General features: G+C 48.3%; 22 protein-coding genes and 1 pseudogene. 22 read left to right on the plus strand and 1 reads right to left on the minus strand.

The genetic code is table 11. From position 1 onward, the window contains the following. Positions 1-17: 17 nt before the first annotated feature. Positions 18-743 carry a Bro-N domain-containing protein gene (locus ACHHZ6_RS03840; RefSeq protein ID WP_395121790.1) on the plus strand — a complete coding sequence of 242 codons (726 nt, stop codon included), beginning with the start codon at positions 18-20 and terminating at the stop codon, positions 741-743. 134 nt (positions 744-877) lie between these two features. Here ACHHZ6_RS03840 and ACHHZ6_RS03845 read toward each other — a convergent pair whose 3' ends face one another. Further along, complete coding sequence (locus tag ACHHZ6_RS03845) at positions 878-1,078, minus strand: hypothetical protein (RefSeq protein WP_196094828.1); 201 nt, start codon at positions 1,076-1,078, stop codon at positions 878-880. Positions 1,079-1,409: 331 nt separating this feature from the next. Here ACHHZ6_RS03845 and ACHHZ6_RS03850 point away from each other — a divergent pair, with 331 nt between their 5' ends. From ACHHZ6_RS03850 to ACHHZ6_RS03950, 21 genes and pseudogenes are all read left to right on the plus strand, one after another. Then, entirely contained in the window at positions 1,410-1,775 is a 366-nt protein-coding gene (locus ACHHZ6_RS03850; RefSeq protein WP_395121791.1) for an antitermination protein, read from the plus strand. Positions 1,776-1,777: 2 nt separating this feature from the next. Beyond that, a complete protein-coding gene (locus tag ACHHZ6_RS03855) occupies positions 1,778-2,350 on the plus strand; it encodes an HNH endonuclease (RefSeq protein WP_395121792.1) in 573 nt (190 codons plus the stop codon). 2 nt (positions 2,351-2,352) lie between these two features. Next, positions 2,353-2,529, plus strand: coding sequence for a hypothetical protein (locus ACHHZ6_RS03860; protein WP_395121793.1), 177 nt, complete (start codon positions 2,353-2,355; stop codon positions 2,527-2,529). 61 nt (positions 2,530-2,590) lie between these two features. Continuing rightward, a complete protein-coding gene (locus tag ACHHZ6_RS03865; RefSeq protein WP_395121794.1) occupies positions 2,591-2,869 on the plus strand; it encodes a hypothetical protein in 279 nt (92 codons plus the stop codon). A 1-nt stretch (position 2,870) separates the two neighbouring features. Continuing rightward, positions 2,871-3,089: a hypothetical protein gene (locus ACHHZ6_RS03870; RefSeq protein ID WP_395121795.1), complete on the plus strand. Its 219-nt coding sequence runs from the start codon at positions 2,871-2,873 to the stop codon at positions 3,087-3,089. Beyond that, entirely contained in the window at positions 3,089-3,319 is a 231-nt protein-coding gene (locus ACHHZ6_RS03875; RefSeq protein WP_395121796.1) for a DUF551 domain-containing protein, read from the plus strand. Before ACHHZ6_RS03870 ends, ACHHZ6_RS03875 begins: the two co-directional genes overlap by 1 nt. Before the next feature lie 196 nt (positions 3,320-3,515). After that, on the plus strand, positions 3,516-4,484 hold the full coding sequence (locus ACHHZ6_RS03880) for a cell envelope biogenesis protein TolA (protein ID WP_395121797.1): 969 nt from the start codon (positions 3,516-3,518) through the stop codon (positions 4,482-4,484). Positions 4,485-4,503: 19 nt separating this feature from the next. After that, positions 4,504-4,635, plus strand: coding sequence for a hypothetical protein (locus tag ACHHZ6_RS03885; RefSeq protein WP_062676590.1), 132 nt, complete (start codon positions 4,504-4,506; stop codon positions 4,633-4,635). Continuing rightward, on the plus strand, positions 4,620-4,766 hold the full coding sequence (locus ACHHZ6_RS03890) for a host cell division inhibitory peptide Kil (RefSeq protein WP_063448780.1): 147 nt from the start codon (positions 4,620-4,622) through the stop codon (positions 4,764-4,766). The genes ACHHZ6_RS03885 and ACHHZ6_RS03890 overlap by 16 nt, the downstream gene beginning before the upstream one ends. Before the next feature lie 75 nt (positions 4,767-4,841). Beyond that, complete coding sequence (locus ACHHZ6_RS03895) at positions 4,842-5,012, plus strand: hypothetical protein (protein ID WP_395121798.1); 171 nt, start codon at positions 4,842-4,844, stop codon at positions 5,010-5,012. A gap of 12 nt (positions 5,013-5,024) precedes the next feature. After that, entirely contained in the window at positions 5,025-5,897 is an 873-nt protein-coding gene (locus ACHHZ6_RS03900; protein ID WP_395121799.1) for an ATP-binding protein, read from the plus strand. Then, entirely contained in the window at positions 5,898-6,347 is a 450-nt protein-coding gene (ssb, locus tag ACHHZ6_RS03905) for a single-stranded DNA-binding protein (RefSeq protein WP_395121800.1), read from the plus strand. Positions 6,348-6,362: 15 nt separating this feature from the next. Beyond that, on the plus strand, positions 6,363-6,797 hold the full coding sequence (locus tag ACHHZ6_RS03910) for a hypothetical protein (RefSeq protein WP_395121801.1): 435 nt from the start codon (positions 6,363-6,365) through the stop codon (positions 6,795-6,797). A 70-nt stretch (positions 6,798-6,867) separates the two neighbouring features. Further along, positions 6,868-7,206, plus strand: a complete 339-nt coding sequence (locus ACHHZ6_RS03915) for a hypothetical protein (RefSeq protein WP_395121802.1) — start codon at positions 6,868-6,870, stop codon at positions 7,204-7,206. 10 nt (positions 7,207-7,216) lie between these two features. Then, the gene (locus ACHHZ6_RS03920; protein ID WP_395121803.1) at positions 7,217-7,399 is read left to right on the plus strand and encodes a DUF2737 family protein; all 183 of its coding nucleotides are present in this window, start codon (positions 7,217-7,219) and stop codon (positions 7,397-7,399) included. Then, positions 7,396-7,836, plus strand: coding sequence for a hypothetical protein (locus ACHHZ6_RS03925; RefSeq protein ID WP_395121804.1), 441 nt, complete (start codon positions 7,396-7,398; stop codon positions 7,834-7,836). The genes ACHHZ6_RS03920 and ACHHZ6_RS03925 overlap by 4 nt, the downstream gene beginning before the upstream one ends. Next, a complete protein-coding gene (locus ACHHZ6_RS03930; RefSeq protein WP_395121805.1) occupies positions 7,833-8,036 on the plus strand; it encodes a hypothetical protein in 204 nt (67 codons plus the stop codon). Before ACHHZ6_RS03925 ends, ACHHZ6_RS03930 begins: the two co-directional genes overlap by 4 nt. Next, the gene (locus ACHHZ6_RS03935; protein WP_395121806.1) at positions 8,033-8,224 is read left to right on the plus strand and encodes a hypothetical protein; all 192 of its coding nucleotides are present in this window, start codon (positions 8,033-8,035) and stop codon (positions 8,222-8,224) included. Before ACHHZ6_RS03930 ends, ACHHZ6_RS03935 begins: the two co-directional genes overlap by 4 nt. A gap of 23 nt (positions 8,225-8,247) precedes the next feature. Beyond that, positions 8,248-8,466: pseudogene (locus ACHHZ6_RS03940) on the plus strand (ead/Ea22-like family protein); the annotation flags it as partial. A gap of 113 nt (positions 8,467-8,579) precedes the next feature. Continuing rightward, complete coding sequence (locus ACHHZ6_RS03945) at positions 8,580-9,074, plus strand: hypothetical protein (protein ID WP_395121807.1); 495 nt, start codon at positions 8,580-8,582, stop codon at positions 9,072-9,074. Then, on the plus strand, positions 9,071-9,868 hold the full coding sequence (locus ACHHZ6_RS03950) for a DUF551 domain-containing protein (RefSeq protein ID WP_395121808.1): 798 nt from the start codon (positions 9,071-9,073) through the stop codon (positions 9,866-9,868). The genes ACHHZ6_RS03945 and ACHHZ6_RS03950 overlap by 4 nt, the downstream gene beginning before the upstream one ends. Positions 9,869-9,893: the final 25 nt, after the last annotated feature.

Genomic DNA, 9,893 nt, shown 5'->3' on the forward strand with positions numbered 1-9,893 from the left:
CCCATGTAAAGCATTGGATGCCAATTTTATTAGGTGAAATGATGAGTCATCCAGTAGCTCTAAATGAATTTGATTTTAACGGCAATGCCGTCAGGACTATGACTGACGATGATTCAGAAGTGTGGTTTGTTGCTAAGGACGTTGCAGATATTCTTGGGTATGCTGAAACCAGTAACATGACAGAAAGACTGGATGATGATGAAAAGAGAAAGCAAACCCTGCAAAATGGACGAAACTATACAAATCAGACACTTATTAATGAATCTGGGCTATATAATGCAGTCATGGGATCGCAGAAAGTAGAGGCAAAACATTTTAAAAAGTGGGTTACCTCCGAGGTGCTTCCATCCATCCGTAAAACAGGCGGGTATAAGATGGTGCCACAAACATACGCTGATGCTCTTCGCCAACTGGCAGATCAGGCGGAAGCGGCAGAACGCGCTCAGATGATGCTGGAAAAGAAAGACGGCCAGTTTAAGTCTGTACGCGGCTCTTTCGGTCACCACGTCATGCAGCATAACAAATACGTTCATAGTAAAGGTGAAGGGTTTAGGCATGCCACGATTGCGCATGTAAAGAGCGTTATTCCTGGAAAATATAGCTGGCAGATGCTGGCAAACTACTGCAGTTATCACAGCTTATCTGTTGAAATTCTTACCCCGCATTACCAATCAGTACCGCTTAACTCCTATCCCGCAGAGGCATGGATGGCGATCTACAACATCGACATTTCAAAATTCTGATTTATAGCCCAACCCGGCCACCGAGCCGGGTTTTCTTTGCCAATTCGCTGGATCTATTTTAGGCCTTTTTTGCCCATAAAAGCCCCAACAAATCCAGCAACGATGCAGGTTCTACCGAGATCCATTTTTCACTACTATTTCGGCAAGCTCAGCACGTCAATAGCCAGTTCTACAGCCAAGTCCACATCATCCTCCTGCCACAGCACCTGAATCATCTCTATCAGCGCCTCTCTTGACGGCTCGCGCTGCTCTACCAGTATCTGCATAACAGCCGTGCCCAGCACCTCCACCACCTGCGGGTGAAGCTCTGCAAAGAACTCATCCTCACTTTTCATACCAATCCCTCGCTCATTTTTCACTCGAAGCAGTATCGCATGAAGCTTTTATGAAAATAAATAACCATGAAATACATACACATAACCATTTGCGGTAATAAAATATCTCTCGCGGTGTTGACTGCAATACCACTTGCGGTGATACTAAGCACATCAGCAGGACGCACTACTCACCAGGACGGTGAACATACAACGATTCAGAGATGAATCTACGAGGCTGAAAAGCCTAACAACCAAAGTGAACTTTGGGATGCGATGAAATGCAGCCCATTGAGGCAAGCCGAAGATAAGCACCGGCCTTCGCATCACCAAAGTTCATCAGGAGGTCACTATGACACGCAGAACAGCTTTCAATGGCTCAGCATCAGGTCGTCGTCGTGAGCGTCGTGCCGCGCTCCAGAATGAGATTACGGCAAGCTCAGAAGTAATGCATCGTCCTACTCTCAGCCGTGCGCAGATTCAGGCTAAAGGCACTCACGAAACACCTAAGCGTATTGAAGACGCTAAGCCGATCAAGTTCATGGTGCAGGACGCGTTCTGGCAGCTGGAAGAATATAAACGCAACCTTGAGCGTGCAGCGATTGTGTATGCGAATGAATTCGGGCGTAAACAGGATGTGAGCGCCGCTGTGTGTCTGCCAGAAGTGGCGATGTTCAATGCTGGATTCAGAAACACCAAACAAATTACGGCGAGGTAAGTATGTTTTCCCAAGATTTTCTTCGTGAATGCCTTGATTACAACGCTGATACAGGAATTTTTACATGGAAGGTTAGACCTGTTCATCACTTTACAGATGAAAGGTCTTCTAAATCTTGGAATACAAAGTATTCGCTTAAAAATGCTGGATTCCTTAATCGTGTGACAGGTTACTTTTGTTTATTGATAAATGGAAAGAATATAAGACTTCATCGTGCTGCTTTTTTTATTACTCATGGATACCTTCCAATAACTGTTGATCACATCAACGGGATAAAGACAGATAACCGAATCTGCAATCTTAGGGAGGCAACAATAAGCCAAAACAATATGAATAGAGGCATGCAATCAAATAACACAAGCGGGATAAAGGGTATTGACATGGCAAGCAATGGGAGATGGCGAGCAAGAATTCATGCAAATGGCAAGGAGATTCACATTGGTTATTTCACAACCTGTGATGAGGCATACAACGCCCTGTCAGAAGCAAGAAACAAGTATCACGGTGAGTTTGCTAACTTCTCTGACGCATTAGCAGCTGGTCATCGTACAAGTAAACAGGTTACAGCGAGGTAGATATGAGTAGCATTGAACAAGATAAGGCAAATGAATTATCAATTATCATTTGTGAATTTCTCCGCAGTTTTGACCCTGCTGAATTTGATGAAGAAGACGGAAATGGAGGACGCACCAGAAGCGCCGCTATTGCCGATGCATTGTCTGAACATCTGGTTGATGCTGGTTTTTCAAAATAATAGTGAAAACAAAATAGGCCGCATAGTCGGCCTTCTTTTGGCATAAACAACAGAGGTGGATATGAAAGAGTTTAAGGGTACGCCTGGTAAATGGAAGTACACGGTTAGAAACGTCAACGAGATGATGACTACGTTCCATGGTGTGACGATTGGTGACACATACATTGAAGCAGCAACAAGAAATGAAAGGGAGGATGCGCTACTGATAGCAGCAGCTCCTGATTTGCTCGCAGCACTTCAGTTGATCATCAGCTATCACGATGACGGCAATTGTGAATTGCACAGTGAGGATGTTGCCTTGGCTCGCGCAGCCATCAGCAAGGCTCTGGGGGAGGAGTGATATGAAAAACGAATCAGCGTTTCCAGTTCCAGCTACGGAATATCATGGCATGGATTCAGGAATGACCTTGCGTGATTACTTCGCAGCAAAGGCAATGTCTGGATGGTTGGCAAGCTTCTCGGAATCGGACGCCCACCCATCGGTTAGTGGAAAATGTGATGCGGTGGCGGAAGCGTCTTACGCTCTAGCTGATGCAATGCTCAAGGCTCGGGAGGAGTGATGGATTGGGTCAAATGTAGTGAGCGGATGCCGGAAGAAGACACTTATGTCGTTGCCGCAGAAATTGAAAGTGGAACACTATATGCCTTTGTTCCATCTTGGTTTCTTCATGGAAGGTTTAACCTAATGGAAGATGGGCTTAGCGCATCAAATTATGACGGAGGCGCTTGTATTAGCTTGAATTTGAGTATCACCCACTGGATGCCATTACCTGAACCACCAAGCGAATAGCAGCTTATAGCTAATTCTATGAGTTAGCTATTGGGTGTAATACCGCACCGTACTATCGGAGACGATTCGATAGTGTCTGATTAGATCCCCTCGTTTCATATTTGCCCTCCACTGTGAGGGCATTTTTTTAACTGCATATCAGTGCGCTCAACGAACGCAGCGCTATGCAATCACACACAACATAAGGAACCAGCCCATGAGTGAAACAACGGATTTAGTTGTTATTGAGAAAGCGAATGCAATGACGGTTTTCAAATCTGCCGACCAGATTGAAGATATTCTCCAGAAAGTTGAGCGTGAAGTTATGTCCTTTGTGCCTGATGTTACTACGGCAAAGGGCAGAAAGGAGATCGCTTCTCTGGCTTACAAAGTTGCACAGACAAAAACCTATCTTGATGGTCTTGGCAAAGACCTTGTCGCCGAACTGAAAGAGATTCCAAAGCTTATCGATGCAAACCGCAAAACAGTCCGCGATCGCCTGGATGAACTGAAAGAGAAAGCCCGTCAGCCATTGACTGATTATGAAGTCAAACAGGAGCGAATTAAACAGGCAGAAGAAGCTAAGCGGGCGGCAGAAGAGCTAGCTAAAAAGATTGAATCCGATCATGAAATGGCATTGCTGATGAATGACGCTTTCATCCGTGAGTTAGCGGAAAAGATAGCTGAACAGGAACGCCAGCGTATTGCACATGAAGAGGAAATTAAACGGCAGGCAGAAGAACGAGCTAAGCGTGAGGCAGAGGAAAAAGCAGCAGCAGAAATAGCGGCAGCCAAGAAACGCGTGATTGTCGCCATCGCTGCAAAAGCTCAGGCAGAGCTTCTGGCTAAGCAGGAAAAAGAAAAAGCTGAACGCGAAGCCAAAGAAGCGCTTGAGCGAGCTGAACGTGAGAAGCAGGAAGCTATCGAAGCAGAGAGAAAGAAAGCTCAGGAAGAGGCCGAGCGTATTCGGCGTGAGACGGAAGCAAAGGAAGCAGCACGACTGGAAGAGGAAAAACGAATCAAGGATGAAGAAGAGCGCCGCGCACAAGATAAAGCGCATCGCAAAGAAGTGAATAACAAAATTCTCGCTGACCTTATCAAGGCCGGGGCAAGCGAAGAAGTAGCCAAGAACATCATCACCGCAATCGTAAAAGGCGAAGTCTTCGCCACTCGTATTACTTACTAATCAATTAAGGAATCCCACGATGACATTTGCTATCGCGGGCGGTGCCGTCGTGTCCGCCTATTACCCAACCGAATCCGAATTATCCAAACGTGTTCGCCGTCTTATTCGTGCTGCCCGTAAGCACCTGGAGGGTTTATGTCACCAGTTATAAATCACAGCCTGCTCAAAGCAGCGCAGAGCAAAGCGGTTATCGCTCGCTATCTCGGCAATGCGCAGATGTGGCTGCAGGCCAATGAGCAGATGAAGTCAGCAGTTGGCATGCCGTGGTATCGCAAATCATGAGCATTGCAGATACCTGGTCAGAAGATGCCTTTGTGCGTCTCATGCAAGATTTAATTGGTAGCGAAGGAGGTTTCCATGCAGCCGACAACAACAGTGAAAGAGAGTCAGATACAACGCCGCCTGACAACGACACAGGCTCTGTGGTGGCGTCACAAGGGTGACAGAGAGCGCATGCGTGTGTATCTCAACCTGTCGCGCTTAGAAGTGCTTAATCAACGTTATTTCCTGGGCGGATGCCCGTTCTAAAAGGTGAGTACCATGAAATTCGAAAAAGCCATGAGAAAGAAAGCCAAACTACGGCTGGCACTTACCGGGCCAAGTGGATCAGGTAAAACATACAGTGCATTACTGGTTGCCAAAGGGATTGGCGGCAAGATTGCTTTTATCGACACCGAGAAAGGAAGCGCATCGCTTTATTCTGATGTGGCTGAGTTCGATGTGCTGGAACTGGATCCGCCATTCTCACCAGAGCGCTTCATTGAGGCGATTAAGTCAGCAGAGGATGCTGGATATGACTCTCTGGTTATCGACAGCATCACGCACGAATGGGGTGGCGTCGGTGGCTGCCTTGAGTTGGTAGACACTATTGCCAAAGCAAAATATCGCGGTAACAGTTGGTCAGCATGGAGCGAGATTAACCCGCGTCACCGCCTGTTCCTTGACGCAATTCTTCGTTCGCCTATGCACATTATCGCCACAATGCGAAGCAAGACTGAGACGGCTCAGGTGGAGGAGAATGGCCGCAAGAAGGTCGCCAAACTTGGCATGAAGTCAGAGCAGCGTGACGGCGTTGAATACGAGTTCACTACTGTACTGGATATCACACATGAAACGCATCATGCGATCGCCAGTAAGGACCGTACAAAACTCTTCTCTAACTCAGACCCTGTAATCCTCAGCGAGGAAACCGGCAAGCAGCTTCTTAACTGGCTGGAGTCAGGCGTTAACCCTCACGAAGAAACGCTTAAATCATTCGTTGATATGGCTGGCAATGCGCAAAGCATGGATGAGCTTAAGCCATTGTTTGAAGAGGCATGGAGAACGCTTCGCGGCACTGAATACCAGTCAAAAGCAAAAGAGGTTTACGACGCTCGTAAATCAGATTTAGAACCAGCAGATAAGGCGGCATAAATGGCTAGCAGAGGCGTCAACAAGGTAATCATTCTAGGTCGATTAGGTCAGGATCCGGAAGTGCGCTATGCGCCTTCTGGCGCTGCATTTGCCAACATGACCGTAGCCACATCGGAACAGTGGCGAGACAAGCAGACCGGCGAGCAGAAAGAGCAAACAGAATGGCACCGTGTAGTGCTGAGTGGAAATATAGCGAAAGTTGCCGGTGAATACCTGCGGAAAGGCTCTGAGGTGTATCTGGAGGGAAAGCTGCGCACCCGAAAATGGACAGATCAGTCAGGCGCAGAGAAATACACTACAGAGGTTCTGGTTGGTATTGGCGGAACGCTGCAAATGCTTGGCGGTAAGCGCGAAGCGGATAGCCAGCCAAAGCAGCAAAACAGCCAGACGCAACAGCCTAAGCAGGCTGGCGAACCTCCAATGAACTTCGACGATGAAATCCCTTTTTAGAAGACGGGAGCAATCATGATTACTTGCAGAAAATGCGGAGAGGAGAAGCCGCTCGATGGCTTCTATCCACGAAACAAAGTGTGCAAAGAATGCACCAAAAAGCGAGTTTCTGATTACCAAAAAGGAACAGGCAAGCATATTCACAATAAAGCTTGCCGTAATTACAACAAGACCGAAAAGGGAAGGATCGCTTTACAGCTTGCCAGAGATAATTACAACGAAAGCCAACCCCTAAAACAAAAGGCTAAATGGGCCGTCAAACGCGCCATCAAGAAGGGAAAACTAGTTAGGCCTGGAACGTGTGAGACCTGTGGAAGCAGTTGTACGCCAGATGCTCACCACTGCGACTACAGCAAGCCAACCGATGTTATGTGGCTATGTAAAGCCTGCCATGTTGAATGGCACAAGCACTTCAAACCTGCCTATCCAGAAGACCTAGAAGCAGCATAACCACCACCTGAACATTCTATTTCACCTCACGGAGGCGGCATAGCTTCGCCTCCAGTTTAAGGATTAAGCCATGTCACATGATGAAAATGGTTACTTCCGTGCACCTAAAAAACTGGAATCGAAGGACGAAGTTATTGCCAGGATATGTGCTGGCCTTGAGCTTTATTACCAGCAGAAAGAAAACGGAACTCTGCCAAAGGATGAACGCACGCCGGAGCAGATTCAGGATGCGCAGGACGATTACTGGATAGAGAAGCTCACCAGAAAATACGAATCAAAGCTCTGGCATGACAACTTCATGGCCTCCTTCTCCCCTGGCTGGGAAACAGTCGGACCTAAACAACCATCAAGATGCAATGACCGTGACCGTGTTTACTACGGCCGATTTGGTCATGTACGCATGGACTGAGGAATTCATCATGATCGGATTAACTTACGACCCATTCATTCAACCCCAAGAACTCATCGCCGGACACCGCTTCAAACCAATTAACGACATCCCACGAGAAGAAATGCTGAAGCGTGACTCATTCGGGAATGCAGAGCGCCTCAACAACAATAGATACCTGACAGCGTGGTTAAACCAGAGGGCGAAGAAATGATGAATGCTAAAGAGCTTGAACTGAATCTTAGTGATTCACTTCAGCGAGAGGATATTCTGAAAGAGAAGCTTGCAGAGTCTAAGCGCGAGTTCCGTGCTGCTGATGCGACTATCGAGAATCTGCAGATGCAGCTGGAGAAGATGGCTGCGGAGAGTGCGGCGCTGAAAATCGATGTGCGCAAACTGGCGACTATGATGGCGGAAGATTTCAACGACCCAGAAATTATCACGGTGTGGTGCGATAAAGAAACCCCGGCGACCGACGCTTTCCTGGCTGAAGTGCGGGCTCAGGGGGTGGAGATGTTTGCTGAAATCCAGAAGGAATACGTCAGAAATAACCGCAAAGAATTGGATTCCATGACTCGCGCTGCATATTGCGGAAGCGCAGTTGATGCTGAGAGATTCGCAGCCCAGCTTCGCAAAGGAGTGCAGTCATGACACGCATCAGCAATTTCGGCTGGAATCGCCTCAAACTGTCAACCTTGTCTTACGAAGAGATAAGCGCTCTTGAGGAGCAGGTTAAGCAGGAGCATGCCTGCAAAGACGGCATCCACATGTACGACAAAGCAGGTCGTGACAAGCTCGATGCTCTGAGCTGGGCTGTATACAACAAGCAGAAAAAAGGATTGCAGTCATGAGCAAATTAAACCGCGAATTAGTGGCAAATGCCATGCTGAGTAGCCTTGAAAATTACCTTTTTGAGATTCTCGATTCAGTCCAGCATGAAGTTGGCGATCTGCTTACGGCTGAAGATCACTACACCATCAACGCAGTGGTAAGAGGCGCAGTGGAAAAAGCTGCAGCAGAAGTGGAGGTCGCCCAATGAGCAACATCGACAAACGCGCGACAGAGCTGCTGATTGAAAACGGCGAACTTGTTGCTGACACGCTGAGGCATTTGGCTGATAACGAAATCGACTCCGACTACTTTGCTATTTGCCACACCAACGAAAACGGCACTGAAATTGAATGCGAGCTGGCAATTACCGATTACGCGCGCCAAGCAGCTGGAACCGTTGATGAGCTGGTAAAGGCGCTGGAAGCCGCAGAGAAAAAGACTGTCGAAATGCCTAACTTCGACGGCTATGTGCCACACGTTGCGCGAGAACTTCAAGCGGCATTCCGCATCGCCTGTGATAACGCTGGCATCAACGTCGCCGCAGCCGGAAAAGGAGAGTCAGCATGAGACCAGCTAACTTGGCACCAGTTTATTGCGCTCTATATCCCGCGCTGGCAGAAATAGCGCGTAAGCACGGTTACGCGATGGCTATTCACGGGACAATGGCGCGTGACTTTGATCTGATTTGCATCCCATGGGTAGAGACCCCATCAAAACCAGAGGAAGTCGTTGCAGAGATAACTGCAACCTATGCGACTACAGATATCACCAACCCTGGCTATAAGCATCACGGTCGCCTTGCTTACTCAGTGTGCTTTGGATTTGGCGAGTTCTTCGCTGACCTGTCTTTCATGCCTACCGAATCAGCTTTCAGTGACGGTGTAATTGCTGCCGCGAACTGGGTGGATAAGCAGCGCGAGTCTTACGACAGCGAACATGGGCGAACCGATAACGACACAGGTACGTTTGAGTTTAGCAATGACGCTCAGCGCGACTACTCAGAAGCGCTATTCGATATTGCCGAGGGCATCAGAAATTCCGTGAGGACTAACCCATGAGCACTATTACCAGAGAATTCACCAAAGAGCAGTTAATAGCAAAGCTTCAGCATCGGCTTGCAGTAGCTGCAACATACCCAGACGTTGAAGAGGCTGAACTTGATGCGGCTATCTTCAAAATCGCGCTGGCATCGCTAGAAGTGGAGGCTGTGGCGTTCAGGTCGAAGCTAAAATCACCTGCTGCTGTAGGTAGTGAGCGTTGGGATTATACAGATCATCGCCAGCCAGACACTTTCGAACTTGAGAACTGCGTGATTGAGCGCTTATTCATAGTCCCGCCAGCGCCGGTATCTGTGCCGCTCGCTATTCACGATGAGGATTTTGAAAAAGCGCTTTCGGTGCTCAATGACACGTTGGACGACTGCGGGGACAGCGAGCGAGGCTTATTGCTTGCGTTGGAGGAGGCGGGGATCGAAGTTCGCATTGACGCCTGCCGCGCCGCCATGCTTCAGGGTGCTGAACCTGTAACGACGGCTTACAAGCTGCCATTCGAGCAGTGGCTTTCGCAGCAGACAGGCACCATTGACGTCGAATGTGGATGCGTGATGACGGAGGTATTTTTCAACTGGCTACGCGTTGCTTATGAGGCTGGCAACTCTCCGGAGATTCCGGATGGTTGGGTGGCTTGCAGTGAGCGGATGCCTGAAGGAATGACTGATGTGCATATCTCAAATGGTCATGACGTAGGTCAGGGTTGGTGGGATGGAGATACCTGGCAAACACAACACGATTACTATTCTGTTCCTGGTGATGTCACCCACTGGCAGCCGATACCGAAACCTCCCCTTAAATAACAAACCCGCACTAAGCGGGTTTTTC

It is taken from the genome of Enterobacter cloacae complex sp. 2024EL-00214 (assembly GCF_043945575.1).
In the GTDB taxonomy this organism is placed as follows: Bacteria; Pseudomonadota; Gammaproteobacteria; order Enterobacterales; family Enterobacteriaceae; genus Enterobacter; species Enterobacter cloacae_P.

Coding starts and splice junctions, on each gene's coding strand:
- ACHHZ6_RS03840 (WP_395121790.1), top strand. CDS start 18: ATGCCAATTTTATTAGGTGAAATGATGAGTCATCCAGTAGCTCTAAAT.
- ACHHZ6_RS03845 (WP_196094828.1), bottom strand. CDS start 1,078: ATGAAAAGTGAGGATGAGTTCTTTGCAGAGCTTCACCCGCAGGTGGTG.
- ACHHZ6_RS03850 (WP_395121791.1), top strand. CDS start 1,410: ATGACACGCAGAACAGCTTTCAATGGCTCAGCATCAGGTCGTCGTCGT.
- ACHHZ6_RS03855 (WP_395121792.1), top strand. CDS start 1,778: ATGTTTTCCCAAGATTTTCTTCGTGAATGCCTTGATTACAACGCTGAT.
- ACHHZ6_RS03860 (WP_395121793.1), top strand. CDS start 2,353: ATGAGTAGCATTGAACAAGATAAGGCAAATGAATTATCAATTATCATT.
- ACHHZ6_RS03865 (WP_395121794.1), top strand. CDS start 2,591: ATGAAAGAGTTTAAGGGTACGCCTGGTAAATGGAAGTACACGGTTAGA.
- ACHHZ6_RS03870 (WP_395121795.1), top strand. CDS start 2,871: ATGAAAAACGAATCAGCGTTTCCAGTTCCAGCTACGGAATATCATGGC.
- ACHHZ6_RS03875 (WP_395121796.1), top strand. CDS start 3,089: ATGGATTGGGTCAAATGTAGTGAGCGGATGCCGGAAGAAGACACTTAT.
- ACHHZ6_RS03880 (WP_395121797.1), top strand. CDS start 3,516: ATGAGTGAAACAACGGATTTAGTTGTTATTGAGAAAGCGAATGCAATG.
- ACHHZ6_RS03885 (WP_062676590.1), top strand. CDS start 4,504: ATGACATTTGCTATCGCGGGCGGTGCCGTCGTGTCCGCCTATTACCCA.
- ACHHZ6_RS03890 (WP_063448780.1), top strand. CDS start 4,620: ATGTCACCAGTTATAAATCACAGCCTGCTCAAAGCAGCGCAGAGCAAA.
- ACHHZ6_RS03895 (WP_395121798.1), top strand. CDS start 4,842: ATGCAGCCGACAACAACAGTGAAAGAGAGTCAGATACAACGCCGCCTG.
- ACHHZ6_RS03900 (WP_395121799.1), top strand. CDS start 5,025: ATGAAATTCGAAAAAGCCATGAGAAAGAAAGCCAAACTACGGCTGGCA.
- ssb (WP_395121800.1), top strand. CDS start 5,898: ATGGCTAGCAGAGGCGTCAACAAGGTAATCATTCTAGGTCGATTAGGT.
- ACHHZ6_RS03910 (WP_395121801.1), top strand. CDS start 6,363: ATGATTACTTGCAGAAAATGCGGAGAGGAGAAGCCGCTCGATGGCTTC.
- ACHHZ6_RS03915 (WP_395121802.1), top strand. CDS start 6,868: ATGTCACATGATGAAAATGGTTACTTCCGTGCACCTAAAAAACTGGAA.
- ACHHZ6_RS03920 (WP_395121803.1), top strand. CDS start 7,217: ATGATCGGATTAACTTACGACCCATTCATTCAACCCCAAGAACTCATC.
- ACHHZ6_RS03925 (WP_395121804.1), top strand. CDS start 7,396: ATGATGAATGCTAAAGAGCTTGAACTGAATCTTAGTGATTCACTTCAG.
- ACHHZ6_RS03930 (WP_395121805.1), top strand. CDS start 7,833: ATGACACGCATCAGCAATTTCGGCTGGAATCGCCTCAAACTGTCAACC.
- ACHHZ6_RS03935 (WP_395121806.1), top strand. CDS start 8,033: ATGAGCAAATTAAACCGCGAATTAGTGGCAAATGCCATGCTGAGTAGC.
- ACHHZ6_RS03945 (WP_395121807.1), top strand. CDS start 8,580: ATGAGACCAGCTAACTTGGCACCAGTTTATTGCGCTCTATATCCCGCG.
- ACHHZ6_RS03950 (WP_395121808.1), top strand. CDS start 9,071: ATGAGCACTATTACCAGAGAATTCACCAAAGAGCAGTTAATAGCAAAG.